The organism is Pseudomonas sp. FFPRI_1 (assembly GCF_055384485.1).
Genome location: NZ_AP029168.1, coordinates 1,366,770 through 1,389,023, shown reverse-complemented (window position 1 = coordinate 1,389,023; position 22,254 = coordinate 1,366,770). Strand labels below are relative to the sequence as shown.

Sequence of the window (22,254 nt, the reverse complement as noted above, 5' to 3'; positions counted from 1 at the left end):
GCCCTGCCTGCGTGGCACACTACCCGCCCATTTGCATCAAGGATGAACCGCATGAACCGCGCCGAACGCTTCCTTCAGGACTTTCACCAGCGCCGCCCCGGCACCACGCCGCCGGCCTTTTCCGGGTTGGGCCTGCCGGGACGCGGCTCGTCCTACGACATGCTGGCCGCCACACTCGCCGCCGCCCAACCTGGCGCACAGCTACTGGACCTGGGCTGCGGCGACGGTTTCCTGCTGGATCTGCTCGCCAGACAGTACCCCGAGGCGCGATTGATCGGCGTGGACATGAGCACCACCGAACTGCAGGCGGCACGCTTGCGCCTCACCGAGCGCTGCGTGTTGCTCAATGAGCGGGCCCAATCCCTGTCCCTGGCCAGTGGCAGCGTCGACGCCGTGGTCTCGCACCTGGCATTGATGCTCATGAGCGATATCGAACAGGTGCTGGCCGAGGTGCATCGGGTCCTGGCCCGGGGCGGCCAGCTCTCGGCCATCGTCGGCCGCAGCTTTCTCCTGGGCGAACCGGGCCAGCGCTACCTGCAGGTGTTTCGCGCCGCCGCCCAGCGTGACCGCCTGGCGCCCCTGCCCCTGGTGGACCCTCGGGCCCAGTCCCAGGATGGCTGGCGCCAGCTGTTGGCGCGCCACTACCGTGACGTGCAGTTCGAAGAACTGGACCTTGAATGGCGCCCCAGCTTCGAGGAGTTCTGGGACGCCCTGGGGCAAACCTACGACCTGGACCGCCTGAAGCCCGCCACGTGCAGCTTGATGAAGGACGAACTGCACCGGGCCATACAGCCCCTGCTGCGGACGGACGGCACGCTGCTGACCGGCTGGGGTCTGCTGCTGATCCAGGCCAACGCCGCATGACAGCCCCTGCCGGGCTCTGGCAGGATGCTCGGCTCACTCCATGGAACGGGTACAGCATGCTGATCAGAAAAGCTCATGGCGACGACGCGCAACGGGTCTTCGACATTCGTAACCAAGCCATCAACCACCAGTGCTGCGGCCATTACCCCGCCGCCGACCTGCAGGTCTGGACCGCCGGCAGCCTGGGCGAGTATTTCGTCGAGGTGCTGGAAAAAACCGGGCATGTCGCAGTCATCGATGACCAGGTCACCGCCAGCGGCATGCTCGACCTGGAGACCGGCCAGGTCGACGCGGTGTTCGTCGACCCGGCGTACATGGGCCAAGGCATCGGCCAGCAGATGATGAACTACCTCGAAGCGCTGGCCCTGCAGGCAGGGTTGACGCACCTGATCCTCGACTCGACCCTGAACGCGGCGGACTTCTATCGGCGCTGCGGCTTTGTTGGCGAGCGGGTCGCCCAGTACCAGTCGCCCCGGGGCCTGACCCTGGCCTGCGTGCCGATGATCAAGCACCTGGCACGCTGAGCCGGCAACGCCTTCAGGGCTGCTGCGGGTCTTGCAACGGCGCGGTCGAACCCGCGCCACCGGGTCCTGCCTCGGCTGGTGAGCGCACCTGAATGATCAGCAAGGCGGCGAGCACTGCGGGAATCGCACAGAAGAAGAAAATCTGCTGCACCGGAATGTGCATCGCCAGCAGCATGCTGCCGAACAGCGGCCCGAGGATCGAACCAAAACGCCCCACCCCCAGCGCCCAACCGGTGCCGGTGGCGCGCACCTGAGCCGGATAGAAGTTGCTGGCGAAGGCATTCAGGGTCAATTGCCCACCGATGATGCAAAAGCCCGCGGCAAACACGAACAGCACCAGGTACCGCGGGTTGTCGTGGTTCAGGCCCAGCAGCACGGTGCATAACGCAGCCGCGGCAAGCACTCCGGCCAGCAGGCGCACCTTGCGTTTCAGGCGGTCGGCGAACCAGGCCATGCAGATCGCCCCGAGGGTACCGGCGAAGAGGAACATCGAAGTCACCAGGTTGGCCTGCTGCAAGGCCAGGCCACTTTCCAGCAACAGCGTCGGCAGCCAGCTGATCATGAAATACAGCAGGATCAGGCTGACGAAAAAGGTCGACCAGATCAGCAGGGTCGGCCGCCCATAGCCATGGCGAAACAACTCCACCACCGTCAACTTGCTACCTTGCGCCGTCTCCTCGGCCAAGTTCGAAACCGGCGGAGGCTGCCAGTCCGGCAGCATCTGCGCACTGACCTTGCGCAGACGCGTGTATGGCGGCGCATCACGCAGCAGGCGTGGCAAGGATTCGGGCAGCCACCAGGCCAGGAACGGAAACAGCAGCAAGGGCGTCACCCCGCCGGCCAGGAATACCGCCTCCCACCCAAAGCGATCGATGAAGCCGGCCGCGACAAAACCACCGGCGGCGCCACCGAAGGAAAAACCGCAGGCGGCCAGGGTCACCATCAGGGTGCGCAGGCGCGGCGGCGAGTATTCGGACATCAGGGCCATGGCGCTGGGCATCGCCCCGCCCATGCCGATGCCACAGATGAAGCGTGCGGCCATCAGGCTGTCGAGAGAATTGGCGAACACCATCAGCACCGTCAGGCTGGCGTAGATCAGCACGCAACAGAGCAGGATCCGGCGCACACCGAAACGGTCGGCCAACGGCGTTACCGCCAGGGAGCCCAGGGTCAGGCCCAGCAAGTTGGCGCTGAACACCGGGCCGAACGCCGCCTTTTCCAGCCCCCAGTCCTGGGCCAGGGCCGGCACCACATAACCCAGGACCTGGGCATCGTAGCCGTCGGTGACCAGCAGCAAGGCAAGGAGCAACAGGAGCAACCACTGATAGCGGGACACAGGGCGGGCGTCGAGCGCAGCGCGAAAGCTGGCAATCTGATTTTGCATCGCAAGGTACCTGTTCGGTTTTTATGGTTATGTGCAGCGGTGGTGCGGTTGCCGCGCAAGCAAAAATGTCAGGCACCTGTGCGGGGCCTGGAGGTCCCTCCGTCCTGGGGGACGCTGGCCCGCTCGCGGCATCTGCCTGCGGCGGCCAAAAGGCGCGCCCCCGGGAGACGGGGGCGCGCGGTTCGGGTCAGGCCGGGGTGTCGGGCTGATTGGCCGGATGGGCAGCCTGGAATGCCGGATGCTCAGCCGCCAGCGCCGCGACCCGGAGAATCCGCGGGTAGTCCTCCAGGGACACCTTGAAGCGTTCCGCGGCGTACAGCTGGGGAATCAAGAACACGTCGGCCAAGCCCGGCTGCTCGCCGAAGCAGAAGCCCTGGTCACCGATCAACTGCTCCAGGGCCGCCAGGCCCTGGCTGATCCAATGGTCGATCCACACCAGCAACTGCGCTTCCTCATGCCCCCACTCGCGCAGCAGGTTCTGGGTGCTGGAGTTGTGCAGCGGGTGGATGTCGCAGCCGATGATCGCCGCCACCGCCCGCTCATGGGCACGGCTGACCAGATCCCTGGACAGCAGCGGCACCTGTGGATAACGCTCTTCCAGGTATTCGATGATCGCCAGGGACTGGATCAGCAGGTCGCCGTCGTCGGTGCGCAGGGCCGGCACTCGGCCCTGGGGGTTGATGTCCAGGTACTCCGGCTGGCGGTTGGCGCCGCCCTTGGGCACCAGCAGGTTGACCGGGATGGCCTGGAATTCCAGGCCCTTGAGGGCCAGGGCGATGCGCACCCGATAGGACGCGGTGGAACGGTAGTAGGTATAGAGCTCCATGAGCCGCTCCCTTTAACGTGCCGGCTGAACGGTGCCGCGGCATTCGCCGAAGCCGATGGAGGCGAAACCTTCACGGCGGCAACGCCCGCGCAGGATGATTTCATCGCCGTCTTCAAGGAACTTGCGCACCTCTCCGGAGGCCAGCTCGATAGGTTTCTTGCCGCCTTCGGTGATCTCCAGCAGGCTGCCGAACTGGCCGTTTTCAGGACCGGACAACGTCCCCGAGCCGAACAGGTCGCCGGCTTGCAACTGGCAGCCGTTGACGCTGTGGTGAGCCACCATTTGCGCCACGGTCCAGTACATGTGCTGGGTGTTGCTCAGGGTCAGGCGGTGCGCCGGCAGGCCCTGCTCGCGCATGGCCTGGGTGGTCAGCAGCACTTCCAGTTCGATGTCGAAGCCACCGGCGGCCTGGTCGCGCTTGTCCAGCAGGTACGGCAGCGGTTGCGGGTCACCTTCGGGGCGCTGCGCCTGGGCCTGGCGGAACGGCTCCAGGGCTTCGGCGGTCACCACCCAGGGCGAAATGCTGGTGATGAAGCTTTTTGACAGGAACGGCCCCAGCGGCTGGTATTCCCAGGCCTGGATGTCCCGTGCCGACCAGTCGTTGAGCAGGCAGAAACCGGCAATGTGCTCGGCAGCGTCGCCAATGGCGATCGCTTCGCCCATCTCGTTGCCTTGGCCGATCCAGATGCCCAGTTCCAGCTCATAGTCCAGGCGCGCGCAGGGGCCGAAGGTCGGCACGCTCTGCCCGGCCGGCAGGGTCTGGCCCTTGGGCCGGCGCACCTCGGTGCCGGAAGGACGGATGGTCGAGGCGCGACCGTGGTAGCCGATCGGCACGTACTTGTAGTTGGGCAGCAGGGGGTTGTCGGGGCGGAACAGTTTGCCGACGTTCTGCGCGTGCTCGATGCCGACATAGAAGTCGGTGTAGTCGCTGATTTTCGCCGGCAGGTGCATCTGGCAGTCGGCTGCCGCATGCAGCAGTTTTGCCGCCTGGGCCTCGATCTTGCCCCGCAGGCTGCTGCCTTCGCCCAGCAGCTCCAGCAGGCGCTCGCGCAGAGCAACCCGGGCCGGGCGGCCGAGTTGGAAGAAGCCGTTCAACTGCCCACCGCGGGCAGCCTCCACCGCAGCCTTGGCCGGGCCATCGAACAGGCCGGCGTCCAGCGCCGCTTCCAGGTCGAAAATCTGTTCGCCGATGGCGACCCCGCTGCGGGGCGCCGAACCCTGGGTGCTGAAGACGCCCAGGGGCAGGTTCTGCAACGGGAAGTCGGGGTGACCGTTGGCGGACTCGACCCAGCTAAGGGTGATGGTGGGCAAGGTCATGGGTTATCTCCGATTCGGGTTGAAGGTGACGGGCAGCGAAGCCCAGCAAGCATCGTAGTCGTTCTGCAGCTCCGGGCACTCCAGGGCGAACTGGCTCGGGCGCAGCACCTGGCTGGTCTCGAACATGAAGGCCATGGTGTTGTCGATCTTGGCCGGCTGCAACGGCGCGTTAATCGCCTTGGTGCAGGTCTCGCCATCCGGACCGTGGGCGCTCATGCAACTGTGCAGGGACGCACCGCCGGGCAGGAAGCCTTCGGCCTTGGCATCGTAGGCGCCCTGGATCAGGCCCATGAACTCGTTCATCAGGTTGCGGTGGAACCACGGTGGACGGAAGGTGTTCTCGGCCACCATCCAGCGTGGCGGGAAGATCACGAAATCGAGGTTGGCCAGGCCCGGAACGCTGGTGGGCGAGGTCAGTACGGTGAAGATCGACGGGTCCGGGTGGTCAAAGCTGACGGTGCCGATGGTATTGAAACGGCGCAGGTCATATTTGTACGGCACGTTGTTGCCGTGCCAGGCCACCACGTTCAGTGGCGAATGGTCGAGTTCGCAGCCCCAGAGCTCGCCGAGGTACTTCTGCACCAGGGGGGTGGGCTGGCGCAGGTCTTCGTAATGGGCCACCGGGGCGAGGAAATCCCGAGGGTTGGCCAGGCCGTTGCTGCCGATCGGCCCGAGGTCTGGCAGGCGCAGCGGCGCACCGTGGTTCTCGGCAACGTAACCCCGGGCTTGCGGGTCGAGCAGTTCGACGCGGAACTTCAGGCCGCGAGGCAGCACGGCGATTTCCAATGGCTCCAGGTCCAGCATGCCCAGCTCAGTGACGAGGCGCAGGCGGCCCAGTTCCGGCACCAGCAACAGCTCGCCATCGGCGTTGAAGAACACCCGCTCCATCGAGCGGTTGGCACGGTAGTGATAGACGCTGATACCCGCCGGCTTCTGCGCCGCCGAGTTGGCCACCATGGCCACCAGGCCGTCGATGAAATCAGTGGCTTCGCCTGGAATCTGCAAAGGACTCCAGCGCAGGCGGTTGGGGGTGACCTCACCCAAGGGGCCGCCTGCCAGCTGGCGTTCCAGCTTGGCAAAGGCCGGGTGCTTGGCCGAGGGCTGGATGCGGTACATCCAGGTGCGCCGGGCTTCGCTGCGGGTCATGGTGAAGGCGGTGCCGGAGAACAGTTCGGCGTACAGGCCATAAGGGGCTTTCTGCGGGGAGTTCTGGCCGACGGGCAAGGCGCCCGGCAGGGCTTCGCTGGCAAATTCATTGCCGAAACCGGATTGGTAGCTGAGGGCCGACGCCGAAGATTCGAGGTTCATGGAGCCTCCTGGAAGTTGGAATAGGCAGGGGCCCACCACTCCTTCACAAGAGTTATCGGCACGCCTGGGTTATTTTTATCGTAATCCAATTACGCATAACGTAATTTGATTGCCTAGGAGCGTCAAGCTATAAAGACCGCCACTTGTTACGGGACCCCGACACCTCCATGGAAAAGCCGCGCAGCACCAGCGACAGCAACAGCAAGCAGAAAGTCCGCTCGGCCGAGGTCGGCACCGATATCCTCAAGGCCCTGGCCGAACTGTCGCCAGCCACCTCCCTGTCGCGCCTGGCCGAACACGTGCAGATGCCCGCCAGCAAGGTCCACCGCTACCTGCAAGCCCTGATTGCCAGCGGTTTTGCCGAACAGAACAGCGCCACCAATCACTACGGCCTGGGCCGTGAAGCCCTGCGCGTGGGCCTGGCGGCCCTGAACAGCATGGATGTACTGAAGGTCGCGGCCCTGCCCCTGGCTGAACTGCGTGACGAGTTGAACGAGACCTGCTTCCTCGCGGTGTGGGGCAACCAGGGCGCCACGGTGGTGCACATCGAACCGGCGGTCCGCGCGGTGACCGTGGTCACCCAGTTGGGCTCGGTGCTGCCGTTGCTCAGTTCGTCCACCGGGCTGGTGTTCAACGCTTACCTGCCGCCGCGTGAAACCCTTGACCTGCGCCAGCAGGAATTATCCCTGGGCGCCCCCCATGCGCTGGCCGATTCGCAGGTCCACGACGCCCTGGCCGAGCAGATTCGCCAGCACGGCCTGCACCATGTCCACGGTTTGCTGATGCCGGGGGTCGATGCACTGTCGGCCCCGGTGTTCGATGCCACGGGCAAGATCGCCGCAGTGCTGACGGTGGTCGGGCCGACGTCGCTGTTCCAGGCCGATGAACATGGCCCGGCGGCGCGGCGCCTGCTCAGCGCCTGCAGCACCGTGAGCTGGCGCATGGGTTATCAGCCGCGGCCTGAATAGTCACCACCGATCAGCTCATCAACCCCAGGGCCTGGGCCTTGGCCACTGCCTGGGTCCTGCGCTCCACTCCCAGCTTGCTGTGGATCCGGCGGCCGTGGGTCTTCACCGTATGCAGGGAGATGAACAGCTGCTCGGCGATCTGCTGGTTCGACCAGCCCTGGGCGATCAGTTGCAACACCTGCAACTCCCGCTGGCTGAGCAGGCTCTCGCGTCCCTCCTCAGGCTCCACTGACGGCGCAGCTTCAGGCCTGCCCAGCCCCTGCAGCGACGGTTGACGCAGACGCAGTTCGTGCAGCGCCTGGGGCAGGTTGCAGCGCGCCACCAAGGCCTGCCCGGCCTGCAATGCCTCGGCCAAAAGCGCCGGATCACCTTGCACATGAGCCACCTCGGCCAGGGCCAACTGCACTTCCGCCTCCAGGCCGAGCATGCCATGGCGTTGAGCCCTCGCCAGCACCCCCTGCAAAGCTGCAACCGGCGCCTGCGCCCGACCCAGGTGAACCTCGGCCAGTACCAGCAGGTATTCGATGCCCGGAATCAACTCCAGGCTGGCCGGTGGCGCCTGCAGCGCCTGGGGCCCGCGGAAATGCCGGAGCAAGCGGCTCAAGGCTTCATGGGCCAGCTCCGGGCGCCCCTGCTGCAACCAGAGTTGGCTGCTGACCTGCAACAGCACTCCACGGTAAACGGTGTCGGGAATCTGCCGCTGCTGCATCAACCGCTCCGCGTCACGCAGACGCACGAAGGCCTGGGCGTAATCCCCGCGGTTGGCCGCCAGCTGGGCCTGACCGAGAAAGCCATACAAGGCGCGCTTGTCATGGCTGAGCAGGCAGTCTTCCAGACCACTGCGCAAGTAGCCGGCGGCCTCCTCCTCGTGTCCCTGGCGCAGGGCCAGGCGCCCCAGGCGCAAGGCAATGCGGCCCAGCAAGGGTGGAGCCCGCAACGCCTGCCGGGACACGCGCCCGACCACCTGCTCCAGCAAGCTCTGGGCTCGATGGGGCGCGCCCCGCTGCTCCAGCAACTGGGCATGGTCGAGCTCGAGCAAGCCTTCGAACAACGGCGCATCCTGAGCCCGGGCCAGGCACAGGGCCTCGCGATTGAGGGCCTGGGCCACCTCCAGCTCACCGCACAGCAGCGCCTGCTGGGTCAAACCGGACAAGCACAGCAGGCGAATGCTCCAGGCACTGTCTTCCAGTTCGCCCAAGGCCTCGAGAAAGTGCTGCCGTGCCGCCTCCATCCGCCCGCTCAAATGCAGCAGCCAGCCCCGCTGCGCCTGCCAGCGGGCCAGCAGCCGGCGCTGCCGGCAGGCCGAGGGCTGCGGCGCAAAGCGCGCCATCTGCGCCATGCACTGTTCTGCCTGTTCGAAGCGTCCGGCAAACAATAGCGCCGCCACCAACAGGCCGATCAACTGCGGGCTGCCCAGCAGCAACTCGCCACCCTGGCGCTCATGCAGTTGCAGCAGCAACAGCGCGTTGTGCTGCTGGAACAGGCTCTCGAAGCTGAAATGCTCCAGCAGGCTGACCGCGACTTCGTATTCCTCGGCCAGCAGCGCCTGCTCAAAAGCCGACTGCCAATCCTCCTGAGCGGTAAACCACTGGCACGCCCGCCGGTGCCAGGAGCGCCCGCTGGGCCAGGCCTCATCCCGCATCAGCCGAGCCAGGGGCGGGAATACCTGCAACCAGTCGGCGCCGCCTTCCCAGGGCTCGATGAAACAGGCCATGTCCTGCAGGGTGCGCAGGTACTGGGCACCCTCCCCGGCGCCGAACAGGTGTTCGCACAAACCGGCGTTGAACCGTGGCATGTGCGCCAGCACCTGCCAGACCTCCGCCAGCTCGATCGGCAATACGCTGAACAGCTCGTGCTCCAGGTATTCCAGCAAAGTGTTGGGGCGCCCTGGCTGGCAGGGCTGGGTGGTCAGTTCACTGCCGTCGAGCAGGGCGATGCGCACCCCGGCGCACCAGCCGCCACTGCGCTGCAGGATTCCATCGGCAGCCTGGGCGCACAAAGGCTGCGGCAACCGCTGCAGCAGTTGTTCGATTTCACTCTGGCTGAACGCCAGCGCCGGGCCGTCGAGCGTATACAGCTGATCATCGAGCAGCAGCCGTGGCCAATTGCATGAAGGCCTGCGGCGGCTGCTCAGCCACCAGCTCAGTTGCGGGTTGTCGATGCTCAGCAGCCGATCGAGCAGCAGGTCCTGGTCCGGCGCCATGGCCCGGCAATAGTCATCGATGAAGATCCAGGCCGGGGTTTGCAGATGGGCCAGGTGCTCTACCAGCGCCGCCATATCGCCGTTCGGCAGCCCCAGCGTGGTCGCCAGCGCATGGCAGAAGCCCTCGGGACTCAGGCGGACGCCGGACAGAGGCAGCCAACTGACCCGGCAACTGTCCGGCGCCTGTTGCAGGCATTCGGCGAGCAACGCGGTCTTGCCACTGCCGGCCGGCGCGCACAGCAGTTTGACCCGGGCACTGGAAGCCAGCAGCGGCGCGCTCAGGCGCGCGCGTGGAAAGTGGTGGGTGGATAAACGGGGCCTGCACCCGGGACGCTCTGGGCAACGAGTCATGGCGGTCATTGCAGCCTGCCTTTCTTATTGGTTTAGCCTGCGTGACCCCACCCTAGCCCTGACCTCCCGGCCAATTGAAGAAGTATTCAGCAGGCTGATCGCCGGCCATAAAAAAGGCGACCCATCAGTCGAATAACCGCCAGCCTGGAGGGGTGCGGTATTGCTGCCGATGTGCCGAGGGGGTCGCCTTCCACTGGGCGCCGCCGTCCCTGGCCAGGAGTCTGGGGCGTAGCGCAAAGACTGGGTCGCGAGGTTTTGCGGCGACTGCGGAGCCGAACGGCTGCAAGCTCCCTCGCCCCACCTGGCGCCGATAAAAAGCCGCACGCCCTTCAAGAGCATGCGGCATCGCCTCTGCTTCGCAGCAACCCGCGGCTCGCCTAGCGCACCCCGCTGGCGCGCAAGGCGGCCGGGGTGTAGTCGGCGGCCTTGGCGGCAAACCCGAACTCCAGGCTGTGCTTCTCCTCGTTCTTCATGCCCAGGGCCAGGTAGCGCCCGGCGTTCAGGTCATACAGGGCTTCCAGGGTGTAGGCGGGCACCTGATGGTCGTAGTAGAACTGCGCATGGCCTTCGGCCACGCGCCACAGTTGGCCACGGCCGTCATAGTGGTCCACCAGGGCCACCTGCCAGCTGTCCTCGTCGATGTACATGTGCCGGGTGGCGTAGATGTGCCGCTGGTTCGGCTTGACCGTGCCCACCACTTCCCAGACCCGATGCAGCTCGTAGCGGGTCAGGTCCTGGTTGATGTGCCCGGCCTTGATCACGTCGTTGTACTTGAGGCTCGGTGAATCGAGCTTGTAGCTGTTGTAGGGAATGTACATCTCCTTCTTGCCCACCAGCTTCCAGTCATAGCGATCCGGAGCACCGGAGAACATGTCGAAGTTGTCCGAGGTCCGCAGACCGTCGGCAGCGGTGCCCGGACCGTCATAGGCCACCTGCGGAGCCCGGCGCACCCGGCGCTGCCCGGCGTTGTAGATCCACGCCGAACGCGGTTCCTTGACCTGGTCCAGGGTCTCGTGGACCAGCAGCACGTTCCCCGCCAGGCGCGCCGGGGCGGTCACCGACTGCTTGAAGAAGTTCTGCACGTTGGCGCCCTTGGCCGGGTCCAGGTCGGGAATCAACTGCGGCGCTGCAATCTCTTCCTCGAAGCGGATCGAGGTGAAGCTGCCGTTGGTCTGGGGGGTGGCCTGGGTGATGATGCGTTTCTGGTTGCCGCCGTGATAGCGGGTCAGGTGGTTCCACAGCACCTCGATGCCATTCTTGGGAATCGGAAAGGCGTAGTAGCGGTTGCCGGTGAAGTTGGCCAGGCCGTTGCCATCATTGGTGGTGGTGACATTCACTGCGCTGCGCTTGGCCGATTCGTAGATCTCCGGAGGCAGGCCGACACTGCGATGGGTCGGGTAGACCGGGATCCGATAACTGTCCGGGTAGCGCTTGAACATCGCCACCTGGCCGGCCGAGAGCTTGTCCTTGTACTGCTCCACCGTGGCCGCGGTGATGATGAACAGCGGCTTTTCATTGGCGAACGGATCCGCCAGGAAACCCTTGCTGTCCACCGCACCGGCGTTCTTCGCGATGCCGCCGGTCCAGGGCGGGATCGAGCCATTGGCGTTGCCGGCCTTCTCTGCCCCCAGCGGCGTCAGGCTGGTACCCAGCTTGGCCGCTTCCTCCGGGCTTACCGCCGCCATCAGGTTGACCGCCCACAGCCCCAGCGCCAGGGCGCTGCATTGCAGAATCATCTTGCGCATTCAAGTCATCCTTCTTATGCCGATTCAGAAATTCACGCCGAAGCTCAACGCGAGGAAATCCCGGTCCGTGAGGGTGTTGTAGCGCCCGCCAAAGAAGTCGGTGTAACTGAGGCTGGCGGTGTAGGTGTTGCGGTAGTCGGCATCGACGCCGACGCTGAGGGCCTTGGCTCCCTGGTTGAACAAGCCGTTGGGGCCATAGCCGTTGACGTCGTGGGACCAGGACAGGTTGGGCTTGAAGTTGATCCCGGCGATCACGTTGCTGTAGTCGAGGATGGCCCGGGCGCGATAGCCCCAGGAAGTGGCGGTGACGAAACCGCCGGTGTCACCGCCATAGCCGTATTGGCCATACACCGAGTCACGGCCGTAGCGCAGCTTGCTTTTGTCCTCCAGGCCACCGACCCGGACAACCGCGGCCTCGCCCACCAGGGTCAGGCGTTCGGCCCCCAGCACCTGATCGAAGAACTGGGTCATGGAGCTCTGGATCTGGGTGATCTCCTTGCGCCGGTAGCCGGTGTTGTCGGCCCCCATGGCGGTCTTGATCGGCGAGGCCGCTCCTCCGGCAATGGGGTTGAGCAGGGCCAGGGTCAGGTCGTTGGTGTTGACCTGCACCGGCGCATTGGGCCGGTAGCTGATCTCGCCGGTCCAGGCGGTGCCGGTGGGCAGGGTGGTGGAGAAGCTGGCGCCATACAGGCGGATGTCTTCCGGGTACTCGAGGTAGTACTGGCCGCGGCCGAGCATCACGCTTTGCACCAGGCCACTGCCGGAGCCCGGGGCGATACCGTTGGCAGCGCCGGCAATGGCGCCCAGGGTTGCCAGGCTGACGTTGGCCGTGGTGGTGCTGACCACCGGGCTGCGAGCGTGGTAGTTCATGAAGTACAGCCCGTACTCGGTGTCATCGCCGAGCCAGCGCAGGGCTGCGCCCCATTGCCCGGAGTCACGGGCATCGCGGTCGCCGCCACGGGGCAGGATCACCCCTTCGCGGGTCACCTGGAACCCCTGGCCAAAGGCGGCGGCCACCGGTTGCAGGGGAGCGACTGCCGGGCTGCCGACGGTGTAGCCGGTGGTGCAGCCATCGGCTACCACGTCGTTGCCGAAGAAGGTGCCGCAGTTGTCCACCACGGTCTGGTCCCACTCCAGTTGGTAGAAGCCCTCTACCGTCAGCTGGTTGCTCAGGCCCTGGGACGCGAACAGCATGTTCACCGGCACCAGGCCTTCCTTGATTTCCGCGCCGGGGCGGCGAAAGGCCGACACGTCCACCGGGTTGATGCTGTTGATGGAGTTGCCGATGAAGGTGCTCTCGCCCCAGCTGACCACCTGTTTGCCGGCGCGCACTGTGCCCGGCAAATCGGCGATGGAGTAGTTGTGGTAGACGAAGGCGTCGAGGATCTGCGCACCGGAGGATTTGGCTCCTTCCTTGCGGTTGTGGTCGCTGATGGGCTTGAACTCGCGGTCTTCATCCTTGAGCTCGAAGTCGTACCAGTACTTGCCGCGTACGAAGACTCCGGTATCACCGTACTTGAGCTCCAGGTCGTGCAGGCCCTTGAAGATCTTGGAGAAGGTCTCGCCCTTCTTGAAGTTCAACCGCCCATCGTCCCCCGTGGACGACTGCGCCGTGCCGCCATTGACCGTGCCGACGAAATCCCGGTCGGCGTTGCGCATGCCCCAGCTGGCGCCCACGGACAGTGACGAGTCGAACTGCCCTTCGATTTCCCCGATGGTGAACGAAACCGCCTGAGCCTGGGTGCTGCAGCCTAGCGCCACCGCAACAGCCAGCGCCTGCGGTGTGAAGATGGCGCGCATTGTTATTCTTGTCATGCGTCTTCCCCGGTGAGTGACAGGAAGCCTCACCCTACTGCCGGGGTACCACGGTCGATAAGCGCACCAAGGAGGTATTCGAGCTGTCGCTCAAAAGGATGAGTGCCCTTGCCATCGGGGCCGCTCAGGGAGTATCCAGCGGCTGGATACAGATTCATCAAACCCATAGATACAGGGAGGGAGCTGGGGCGACTGTTGCTCAAGTTGTAACAGTCCTTGTCCTGATTCGCTATTTTTCCCTGGCCGTCCCGGGCTTATTCTTGCCTCGCAGTCACGGCAAACAGCCAGGCGCCATGACCAGAGAAAGTATCGGCCACGATAGTTTCCGCACACTGTTCCAGCAGGCTTGAAATGCTTCAGATTCAAGCCGCTACCCCAGGTTCACCGACGTTGGTTTTGTAGCTCCTTGATCTAACGTCTTACTTCGGCCGCTGCTCTTGCAGCGGCCTTTTTTATGCCTGGAAAAGAGTCGGGGGAGTTTCATCTAGGGGGTTTCGTCATCCGCCTCGTCGTAATGAAACTTATGCAGCAGGCGATGGGCGACCGGCGACAGGATCAACCCCAGGGTGGCGGCGAAAACCAGGTTGGTATAGAGCCCGTAGCTGGCGAAGAACAGCTTGCCGCCGGGGGTTTCCGGCATGTTGATGGGGCTGATCCCACCGAGGATCATGGCGGCGTCGAAGACCGCGTCGTGAAGGGATACATCCTGTTCGAAGTACAGCAGGCCGCTGATCCCCAGCAGAATCGAGAAACCGATCAGTGCCAGGACCACCAGGCCATGCATGCACATGCGGCGGAAAAAAAGCAGCCGCGACAATATGGGTTGGTCCTTGGATTCGTACATTTGAAATACTCCCTTTTCATTCGATGACCGTCGAGCATAGAGACGAACGCCGCAGGAGTAAAACCGCCGGCCCTGAAGGTCCGGCGGGCAGGTTTTCCAGTACTGGAAAACCCGTTGCAAAGGCCGCTGCAAGTGCTGTCCGTCAAGACCATGGACAGGATCTGGAGCAGGGATGACGCCCGCCTCAGAGGGCGTACTTTTGCAGATTCTGCATCATCTCCTTCAAGGCCTCGATATTGTCCTTGGGATGGGACGCGCCCTCGAAGTCACAGATCTGCTGCCAATGGGCGGCCACGTCCTCCGGTGAAAACCCCTGGCGCGGGTCGAAACCGGCTCCCAGGCTGCGCTCCCAGCGCACCTTGCCGATCCAGCCACCGCCCACTTCGAACAGCCCGGAGGTTTCCTGGCACTGCTCACTGCCCAGGTACACCACCAACGGGCTCACCAGTTCCGGCTTGAGCTGCTCGAACACCTGCGGCGGGATCAGCCCTTCGGTCATCCGCGTACCACCCGTGGGGGCGATGGCGTTGACCAGGATATTGTTCTTGCGCCCTTCGAGCGCCAGGGTCCGGGTCAGGCCGTACAGGCCCAGCTTGGCCATGCCGTAGTTGGACTGGCCGAAATTGCCGTAGATGCCCGAGGTGGAGGCCGTGAAGATCACTCGCCCGTAGGCCTGGTCACGCAGGTGCGGCCAGGCCGCGCGGGTGACTTTGTAGGCACCCTCGACATGCACCCGGTACACCAGGTCCCAGTCGGCATCGTCCATCTTGTGGAAGGTCTTGTCCCGCAGGATGCCGGCGTTGTTGACCAGCACATCGACCCGACCGAACACGTCGAGGGCATTCTCGACGATCCGCGCGCCGTCGGTGACCGAATCATGGTTGGCCTCGGCAATGCCACCGGCCTCGCGGATCTCTGCCACCACCCGATCCGCCGCCGAAGCGCTGGCGCCTTCGCCCTGGGCCGAGCCTCCCAGGTCATTGACCAGTACCTTGGCGCCATGCCGGGCGAACAGCAACGCATGGGCCCGGCCCAGGCCACCGCCGGCTCCGGTGATGATCACCACTTTATCTTCCAAGCGCACAGACTCACTCATAGCAAACTCCAGCAGGGCCAAGGGACATTCAGTCGAGTGTCAGGCAGCCGTTCGCCGGTCACAATAAAAACGTCCGGGCCTGAATGGTGCGCGATAAGACAGCGGGATAATCGCTGGCGACCGCTCAAGACCGCCGTCTGCCCGGGGCAGGCAAATCCTGCGGTCTTAGGTCCAGGAGGCCGTCCGCTGGCCTTCGTGCACTGTCAGGTGCCCACCGCCTGGCACGCGGGCGCCATGAGGTTGTCGCGAAACCCCAGGTAATGCTTGAGCACCAGCAAGGGCGCCTCGATTTGCGGGTAATGGCCGATGCCCGGCAACAGCACCGTGTCCGGCTCGGCGATCAATTGTCGGTAGCGCTCCACCATGTGCGCCCCGGAGATCGGATCCTGGGCCCCATCGATCACCCGCAGCGGCACCCCGCCGCGCTGCATGGCACTGACCCAGCGCTCGCGCTGGACTCGACGCTCGGGGATATAACCGATCAGCTTGTGCAGGATCCGTGGCCCGTTATTGCGCTCCACCAGGCTCCAGAAGTCATCCAGGACCGTCTCGCTGGGGCGGGTCTGGGGGCCGAATATCTGCCGGAAGCTGTTCGCCAGGCCCTGCCGGCTGAAGGCGCGCCCGAGCATCCAGCCCAGGGGGCTGAGCAACAGCTTCTGGGTCAGCACCGGGCGGTGGGTTTCCGGAAACAGACCACCATTGAGAAACACACAGCTGGCGATCTCGATCCGTTGCTCATAGTGCCGGGCGAGCAGTTCCTGGGCGACGCTGTCGCCATAGTCATGGGCCAGAAGGTGCACCGGTTCCTCGACACCCAGGTGGGCCAGCAGCGCCTGCTGCAGGTCCGCCTGCTCCAGCAGGCTGTAGTCATGGTCCAGGGGCTTGGCCGAATCGCCGAAGCCGAGCATGTCGCAGGCGATCACCTGATAGCGCCGGGCCAGGGGGCGCCACAGGTAATGCCAGTCCCAGCTGGCCGTGGGAAATCCGTGGATCAACAGCAGCGGCTCACCCTGGCCCGCCACCCAGTAACGAAGAGTCTGACCGGCAAACACGAAGTCCTGCCCGCTCTTGCGCCAGACACTCAGGGGGATCTCGGCAATAGGCATCAGCGTTTATAACCCGGGTCGAGTTGATCGAGTTTGCGCAGCAGCGCCGGCCAGGCCAGCACGCCGCCCACGCCCTGGGCACTGCGGGTGACCCCGGCGATCATCGCCTTGGCCCCGGCCAGGATCGGCGCAGGAATGGCGATCAGCTCGGCGCCGCCGTTCTGCGCTAGCACCTGGATCTCGCAGGCCCGCTGGAAGATGAACATCATCAGGAAGGTATCGGAGATGCTCGCACCGCAGGTCAGCAGGCCATGGTTGTGCAGCATCAGGAAACCGTTGTCGCCCAGGTCCGCCTGCAGCCGGACCTTCTCCTCGGGGTTCAGCGCCACGCCCTCATAGGGGTGATAGCCCAGGCTCGCGAGCACCAGCAGCGACTGCTGGCTGATGGGCAACACGCCCTGCTTCTGCGCAGACACCGCGACCCCGGCCGCAGTGTGGGTGTGCAGGACGCACAGCACGTCGTGACGCACCGCATGGATCGCACTGTGGATGGTGTAGCCCGCCGGGTTGATCTCGTAGGGGCTGTCCATCAGCTTGCGGCCATCCTGATCGACCTTCACCAGGCTGGAGGCGGTGATCTCGTGGAACATCATGCCGAACGGGTTGATCAGGAAGTCGTCGGTGCCCGGCACCTTGGCGGAAATGTGGGTGAAGATCAGGTCGTCCCAGCCGTGCATCGCCACCAGGCGGTAGCAGGCTGCCAGGTCCACACGGGTTTGCCATTCGATGGCGCTGACCTGGTTTTGTACACTCGGTGTCGATTGAACGGGGGCTGGGCTCACGGCAAGGACCTCGGTGATGGTTCTTATTGGATGAGAGGACCTTGAGAGTCTAGTCAGCCTGAGCCCGGCACGGAGTTGCATTGGCAGCCAGCTTGATGACCTTGCGGGTCAGCCCGGTGTCAGGCTCTGGAACGCGGGTTTCACGTCAAAGCATCGACGCCAGTAAAGGTGCTGCGAACAGGTTGAGCAGCCCGGTCAGGACCATTACCAACCCCGCCACCGAGCCCTCCTCGCCCCCCACTTCATGAGCCCGGCTGACCCCGGCACCATGGGCCCCGACGCCAAACAGCGCGCCTCGGGCCAGGGCACTGCGCAGGGGCAGCCAACGCAGCAGCACGCCACCGAGCATGGCGCCCAGCACCCCGGTGAACATCACGAACACCGCGGTCAGCTCGGGCACGCCTCCCAGGTCATGGGCCAGGGGCATGGCGAAAGGCGTGGTGATGGAACGTGGCACCAGGGACAGGGTCACCGAACTGTCCAGGGCCAGGGCCTTGGCCAGCCAGAAGGAGCTGCCGATGGACGCCACGCTGCCCGCCAGCATGCCCAGCAACAAGGCGAACCAGTGGCGCGCCAGCAACTGCCGCTGCTGCCAGATGGGAATGGCAAAGGCCACAGTCACCGGCCCCAACACCAGCATCAGCCAGTGGGTGTTGGCGGCGTATTCGGCGTAGGCGGTGTGCAGCGGCACGGCAATCGCCAGCAACAGCGCCGGCACCAGGATCAGTGGCGACAGCAGGTAGCGCCCGGTGCGCCGGTAGATCCAGCGGCTGAACAGGTAGGCCACCAGGGTCAGGGCCAGCCAGAACATCGGCATCAGCTCAAGCTTCATGGCGCATCCTCCAGCGACAGACCAGTTCCACCGTCAGTGCGGTCACCAGCATCACCAGCAGGGTGCTGACACCGATCACCAGCAGGATCCGCCAGCCCTCCTCACGCAGCAGGCCGCCGTAATCGAGCAAGCTCATCAATGCCGGGATGAAGAACAGCAGCATCTCCGCCATCAACAGCCCCGCGCCCGATTGCAGGGCCGCCGGCCGGACCCAGCCCAGGGCAAAGGCCAGCAGCAACAGGGCCAGCCCCACCACCCCGCCGGGAATCGGCCAGGGCAGCCAGGCGGCCAACTGACAACCGAGAAAATAGATACCCAGCAGCACCGCCAGTTCACAGATCAGGCGGGCCAGGCGTTTGCAGGTGGAAATATTCATCGGATCGGTTCCTCTCAGGGGCTTATTTTAGGTAAAGCCCCACCATCACCGAAGCGAATTGTTAGACTGGAAACCATTCCAATCTGGAATTACCACCATGGATTTCAAACAGCTTCGCAGCTTCGCCGAAGTGATCCGCCAGGGCGGTTTCACCCAGGCGGCCAAAACCCTGCACATCAGCCAGTCGGCGGTCAGCAAGCAGGTCGCGCAACTGGAACAGAGCCTCGGCACGCCCCTGCTGGAGCGCCAGGGCTCGCACATTCACCTCACGGCCGCAGGCAGCGTGGTGCTGCAGCGGGCCGAAGGGATGCTGCACTTGCGCAATGAATTGCTCAGTGAACTGGATGACTTGAGCCAGCTGACCCGCGGCGAGTTGCGCCTGGGCCTGCCGCTGATGGGCGGCGACGCACTGTTTGCCAGCCGCTTCGCCGAATACCGGCGGCGCTATCCGAACATCCAGGTGCAATTGCTCGAAGGTGGCAGCCTGAATGTCGAGCAGGCGGTGCGCAACGGTGAGCTGGAACTGGGCGGCAGCCTGACCCCCAAAGACCCGGCGTTCGCCTATCAGCCCTTTTGCGATGAGCCGCTGGATGCCTTGCTGCCCGCCGACCATCCACTGGCCATGAACGCCCAGGTACGCCTGGAGGAATTGGCAGACACGCCCTTCCTCCTGTACCAGCGCAGCTTTGTACTCAACGACCGCCTGCTCCAGGCCTGCCAGCAGGTGGGTTTCACCCCCAGGGAAGGCGGGCGCAGCGGCCAGGCGGACTTTCTTGCGGCACTGGTGGCGGCCGGCCAGGGCGTGGTGCTGCTGCCCAGTGTGGTGGCCCGCAGCCTGGTGCGGCCCGGAGTCGTGCGCCTGACGCTCAAGGCCCCGCCCTACCTGCGCTGGGACATTGCCTTCATCTGGCGTCAGGGCGCCTACCTGTCCAAGGCAGCGCAAGCCTGGCTGGCGCTGCTACGGGAGCAGCCGGTCAGCCCCGCAGTGCACTGACCAGCTCGGCCAGCCAGGGCTCGGCATCGGCTTCCGGGGTCACGCTTTCGCTGGCGTCCAGGCGCAACATCGGCAGGACTTCCTGAACCCCCAGTTCGGCAAACAGCTCGCGCATCAGTTCGCCACCGCCGCAGAAGGTATCGCCGTAGCTGGCATCCCCGAGGCCGATCACCGCCCCCGGCAACCCGCGCCAGGCAGCCGGCAACTGATCGCGAATGCTCGAATACAGCGGTTGCAGGTTGTCCGGCAGCTCGCCCATGCCGGTGGTCGAGGTCACGGCCAGCAGCGCCTGCGGGGCGAAAGCCTGGACCTCGGCCAGGGTCGCACGCGGGTTGTGCCAGGCCTCGAAACCTGCGGCGTTGAGGATCTTGGCGGCATGCCGGGCGACTTCTTCAGCCGTGCCGTACACCGAGCCGGAAAGGATGGCGACTTTCATCAATCTGTTCCTGAAGCTGACTAAAAGACTGGGATATTAACAGCTACGGAGTAAAATCCCTTTTCTGCCGGCCAGGGCTCTGAAAAGACCCTGTGGATAACTGGCCAGCCAGCCTTAGAATCCAGCCTTTGCTGATCGATAGCGGAATTTTTGGATGATCAACGCGCATCTGCTGCAACGCATGATCAACGCCTCCAACGACGGGATTGTGGTCGCCGAACAGGAAGGCGAGGACAACATCGTGATCTACGTGAACCCGGCCTTCGAGCGGCTGACCGGCTACAGCGCCGACGAGGTGCTGTACCAGGACTGTCGCTTCCTGCAGTCCGGGGACCGCGACCAGCCGGGGCTGGAGGTGATTCGCCAGGCCCTGCGCCAGGGCCGGCCGTGTCGCGAAGTGTTGCGTAACTACCGCAAGGACGGCAGCCACTTCTGGAACGAGCTGTCGATCACCCCGGTGTTCAACGACAGCGACCAACTGACCTACTTCATCGGCGTGCAAAAAGACGTCAGCGTGCAGATCAAGGCGCAACAGCGCCTGGTCCAGCTGGAGCAGCAGTTGGCTGAAACCCGAGCCGAACTGGCTGTCCTCAAGGCGACCAACGGCGCTAATAAACCATGAAACTCGCGGTCTGTAGGGATATCCCCCGCCGATCTGTCTTTCCACCCTTCGAGCCCCATCATGCAGCGTGACGCCCTCCTCACTCAGGATGAGCTGGACTTCATCCAGACCATGCAGCACAACCCGCAACTCAATGTGCGGGATGCGACATCGAGCCTGCTGGTCAATGGCGGCGCGCAGATCCGTGATCTGCTGACCCGGCTGGCGGCCAACGAGAAGGTCACCCTTCAGGCCCAGTTCGACAATCAGCAGATGACCTTCCCCCTGTACCTGGAGGAGGACGAATTCCACGCCCTGCACCTGCGCCTGGGGGTGCCGAGCATCTTCGAGGACGGGCCGATGATCCGGCCCTGGCGCCTGGCGCTGGGCACGCCGGTGGCCCTGGAGAACATCAAGGGCCAGCCAGGACGCCTGTGGGTGCGTGAAGTGTCGTTCAAGGGAGTGCTGCTGGAGATCCGCAACCGGACCCGGCCACCGAAGCAGTTCGCCCTCTGGTTCAGCCCTTCGGGCTATGAGCGGATTGCCTTGCATGGGCGCTTCGAACGCCAGACCGAGGCCGGCTTCTATGCCTATCGGCTGGATCAGCGCGACCTGGAAGAAACCGAGCGTCTGCGCCAGTTCATCCTGCAGGAGCACCGTCACAGCCATCCGGCCCTGCATGCCTGACGCGCCACACCTTCAGTTGCCCGGCCTGCACCTCAGCCGATGAGCGTCATACCGCCGGTCGTCTCAAAGAGCGCCGCGCAAACGCTGCAACATCAGACGCCCGCTACTGCCCAGGCACGCCACCGGTGAGTCGGCCAGACTGTCCTGGGCCAGTTCCGATGCATCTCCGGCCAGCATCAGCGGGCAATCCAGGGTCAGCGCCAGGCGCTTGAGACGCTTGGGCAACTCCGCATTCGGCGCATGGTTGGAGAACACCACCAGGGCCATCGGCTTGAGCTTTTCACAGACCAGGGTCAACTCATCCAGCGGCACACCCGGGCCCAGCAAGCGCACGCCGACCTGGTCATGCCCGAGCATCAGTGCCGCGACCTGCAACTCCAGTTCACGGCACTGGTCGTTGAGCGCCACCAGCAAGAGCTGCCGATGCTGGGTGGCCCGCTGCAACAGCAGCCGCTGAGTGATCCGCGCCCGAAGAAAACCATCGAGGAACACCCATTCGCTGGTCTGGCCGAAAGCTTCCCGATCCTGCAGCAACTGCTTCCACAACGGCAGGAAGATGCCCTGAAATACCACCGGCAGGGCGTAGCTGGAAAATATCTGGCCATAGAGGCGCTCCAACTGGTCCTCATCGAAGGCCGCCACCACCCGCTGCAACTGATCACGCCACTGGGCGTATTCAGCCTGCTGGCCATCCTCCGCCGGGAGCTTGGCCTGCGCTTGGGCGGCCCGGCTCTTGGCGAGGATCTTGCCCACCTTGCTGACGGCCACGCCGCGCTCGATCCAGCCCAGGATCTCGCGCACCGCCTCAACATCGTGCATGGAATACAAGCGATGCCCACTTTCGGTGCGTGTCGGCTGAATCAGACCGTAGCGTCGCTCCCATGCCCGCAGGGTCACCGGGTTGATACCGGTCAGGCGCGCCACTTCACGGATCGGAAACAGCTCGTCCTCAGGGACCGGGGCTGGGGCGTGAGTGGCAGGGGCAAGTTCAGTCATGACGGGCATCTGGAGGAGAAAACACCGGTAAACAAAGTGGCGGTCATTCTACTCCCCCCAGGTGCCGATGCTTCAAGCGCGAGAAAACCGACCGCTGTCATTGGTACGAACGCGCCAATCAGGAATAATCCTTGCTTGGTTCAGATGCGGCCCAACACCCCGGTGCCTCGTCAAGCGCCTGCCTTACCCAGGCAGCGCA

21 protein-coding genes are annotated in these 22,254 nt (G+C 64.6%); 6 read left to right on the top strand and 15 right to left on the bottom strand.

Annotated elements, in window-relative coordinates:
* The first annotated feature begins 51 nt into the window (after nt 1-51).
* Nucleotides 52-864 (top strand): class I SAM-dependent methyltransferase, encoded by an 813-nt coding sequence (locus tag ACZ5BO_RS06230; RefSeq protein WP_464698762.1) that lies wholly within the window; start codon nt 52-54, stop codon nt 862-864.
* A gap of 56 nt (nt 865-920) precedes the next feature.
* Nucleotides 921-1,388 carry a GNAT family N-acetyltransferase gene (locus ACZ5BO_RS06225; RefSeq protein ID WP_464698760.1) on the top strand — a complete coding sequence of 156 codons (468 nt, stop codon included), beginning with the start codon at nt 921-923 and terminating at the stop codon, nt 1,386-1,388.
* Nucleotides 1,389-1,401: 13 nt separating this feature from the next.
* Here ACZ5BO_RS06225 and ACZ5BO_RS06220 read toward each other — a convergent pair whose 3' ends face one another.
* The 4 genes from ACZ5BO_RS06220 to hmgA form a co-directional block, all read right to left on the bottom strand.
* Entirely contained in the window at nt 1,402-2,772 is a 1,371-nt protein-coding gene (locus ACZ5BO_RS06220) for an MFS transporter (protein ID WP_025131681.1), read from the bottom strand.
* Nucleotides 2,773-2,959: 187 nt separating this feature from the next.
* Nucleotides 2,960-3,598, bottom strand: a complete 639-nt coding sequence (gene maiA / locus ACZ5BO_RS06215) for a maleylacetoacetate isomerase (protein WP_025131682.1) — start codon at nt 3,596-3,598, stop codon at nt 2,960-2,962.
* 12 nt (nt 3,599-3,610) lie between these two features.
* On the bottom strand, nt 3,611-4,915 hold the full coding sequence (fahA, locus tag ACZ5BO_RS06210) for a fumarylacetoacetase (RefSeq protein WP_464698757.1): 1,305 nt from the start codon (nt 4,913-4,915) through the stop codon (nt 3,611-3,613).
* A 3-nt stretch (nt 4,916-4,918) separates the two neighbouring features.
* Nucleotides 4,919-6,223: a homogentisate 1,2-dioxygenase gene (gene hmgA, locus ACZ5BO_RS06205; RefSeq protein ID WP_025131684.1), complete on the bottom strand. Its 1,305-nt coding sequence runs from the start codon at nt 6,221-6,223 to the stop codon at nt 4,919-4,921.
* 167 nt (nt 6,224-6,390) lie between these two features.
* On the opposite strand from hmgA, the gene ACZ5BO_RS06200 reads away from it, so the two are divergent.
* Nucleotides 6,391-7,191 carry an IclR family transcriptional regulator gene (locus ACZ5BO_RS06200; RefSeq protein ID WP_464698755.1) on the top strand — a complete coding sequence of 267 codons (801 nt, stop codon included), beginning with the start codon at nt 6,391-6,393 and terminating at the stop codon, nt 7,189-7,191.
* A 10-nt stretch (nt 7,192-7,201) separates the two neighbouring features.
* Here the strand turns inward: ACZ5BO_RS06200 and ACZ5BO_RS06195 are convergent, their stop codons facing one another.
* The 9 genes from ACZ5BO_RS06195 to ACZ5BO_RS06155 form a co-directional block, all read right to left on the bottom strand.
* Nucleotides 7,202-9,754 carry a LuxR C-terminal-related transcriptional regulator gene (locus ACZ5BO_RS06195; RefSeq protein WP_464698753.1) on the bottom strand — a complete coding sequence of 851 codons (2,553 nt, stop codon included), beginning with the start codon at nt 9,752-9,754 and terminating at the stop codon, nt 7,202-7,204.
* A 368-nt stretch (nt 9,755-10,122) separates the two neighbouring features.
* Complete coding sequence (locus ACZ5BO_RS06190) at nt 10,123-11,490, bottom strand: DUF1329 domain-containing protein (protein ID WP_464698751.1); 1,368 nt, start codon at nt 11,488-11,490, stop codon at nt 10,123-10,125.
* A 24-nt stretch (nt 11,491-11,514) separates the two neighbouring features.
* Nucleotides 11,515-13,305 carry a DUF1302 domain-containing protein gene (locus ACZ5BO_RS06185; protein WP_464698749.1) on the bottom strand — a complete coding sequence of 597 codons (1,791 nt, stop codon included), beginning with the start codon at nt 13,303-13,305 and terminating at the stop codon, nt 11,515-11,517.
* Nucleotides 13,306-13,789: 484 nt separating this feature from the next.
* A complete protein-coding gene (locus ACZ5BO_RS06180) occupies nt 13,790-14,149 on the bottom strand; it encodes a hypothetical protein (protein WP_025131946.1) in 360 nt (119 codons plus the stop codon).
* A 184-nt stretch (nt 14,150-14,333) separates the two neighbouring features.
* Nucleotides 14,334-15,245 carry an SDR family oxidoreductase gene (locus ACZ5BO_RS06175; RefSeq protein ID WP_464698747.1) on the bottom strand — a complete coding sequence of 304 codons (912 nt, stop codon included), beginning with the start codon at nt 15,243-15,245 and terminating at the stop codon, nt 14,334-14,336.
* Nucleotides 15,246-15,448: 203 nt separating this feature from the next.
* A complete protein-coding gene (locus ACZ5BO_RS06170) occupies nt 15,449-16,351 on the bottom strand; it encodes an alpha/beta fold hydrolase (protein WP_025131948.1) in 903 nt (300 codons plus the stop codon).
* Nucleotides 16,351-17,133 carry a class II aldolase/adducin family protein gene (locus ACZ5BO_RS06165; protein ID WP_025131949.1) on the bottom strand — a complete coding sequence of 261 codons (783 nt, stop codon included), beginning with the start codon at nt 17,131-17,133 and terminating at the stop codon, nt 16,351-16,353. Before ACZ5BO_RS06165 ends, ACZ5BO_RS06170 begins: the two co-directional genes overlap by 1 nt.
* Nucleotides 17,134-17,278: 145 nt before the next feature.
* Nucleotides 17,279-17,965, bottom strand: coding sequence for an LrgB family protein (locus tag ACZ5BO_RS06160; protein ID WP_464698745.1), 687 nt, complete (start codon nt 17,963-17,965; stop codon nt 17,279-17,281).
* Nucleotides 17,955-18,341 (bottom strand): CidA/LrgA family protein, encoded by a 387-nt coding sequence (locus ACZ5BO_RS06155; protein WP_464698743.1) that lies wholly within the window; start codon nt 18,339-18,341, stop codon nt 17,955-17,957. The genes ACZ5BO_RS06160 and ACZ5BO_RS06155 overlap by 11 nt, the downstream gene beginning before the upstream one ends.
* Before the next feature lie 97 nt (nt 18,342-18,438).
* Here ACZ5BO_RS06155 and ACZ5BO_RS06150 point away from each other — a divergent pair, with 97 nt between their 5' ends.
* Nucleotides 18,439-19,335 carry a LysR family transcriptional regulator gene (locus ACZ5BO_RS06150; protein ID WP_025131952.1) on the top strand — a complete coding sequence of 299 codons (897 nt, stop codon included), beginning with the start codon at nt 18,439-18,441 and terminating at the stop codon, nt 19,333-19,335.
* Here the strand turns inward: ACZ5BO_RS06150 and ACZ5BO_RS06145 are convergent.
* Entirely contained in the window at nt 19,316-19,771 is a 456-nt protein-coding gene (locus ACZ5BO_RS06145; protein ID WP_025131953.1) for a flavodoxin, read from the bottom strand. The genes ACZ5BO_RS06150 and ACZ5BO_RS06145 overlap by 20 nt on opposite strands.
* Nucleotides 19,772-19,925: 154 nt before the next feature.
* Here ACZ5BO_RS06145 and ACZ5BO_RS06140 point away from each other — a divergent pair, with 154 nt between their 5' ends.
* Nucleotides 19,926-20,393 carry a PAS domain-containing protein gene (locus tag ACZ5BO_RS06140; protein ID WP_025131954.1) on the top strand — a complete coding sequence of 156 codons (468 nt, stop codon included), beginning with the start codon at nt 19,926-19,928 and terminating at the stop codon, nt 20,391-20,393.
* Nucleotides 20,394-20,453: 60 nt separating this feature from the next.
* Nucleotides 20,454-21,059: a hypothetical protein gene (locus ACZ5BO_RS06135; RefSeq protein WP_464698740.1), complete on the top strand. Its 606-nt coding sequence runs from the start codon at nt 20,454-20,456 to the stop codon at nt 21,057-21,059.
* 63 nt (nt 21,060-21,122) lie between these two features.
* Here ACZ5BO_RS06135 and ACZ5BO_RS06130 read toward each other — a convergent pair whose 3' ends face one another.
* Entirely contained in the window at nt 21,123-22,064 is a 942-nt protein-coding gene (locus ACZ5BO_RS06130; RefSeq protein ID WP_025131956.1) for a MerR family transcriptional regulator, read from the bottom strand.
* Nucleotides 22,065-22,254 lie beyond the last annotated feature (190 nt).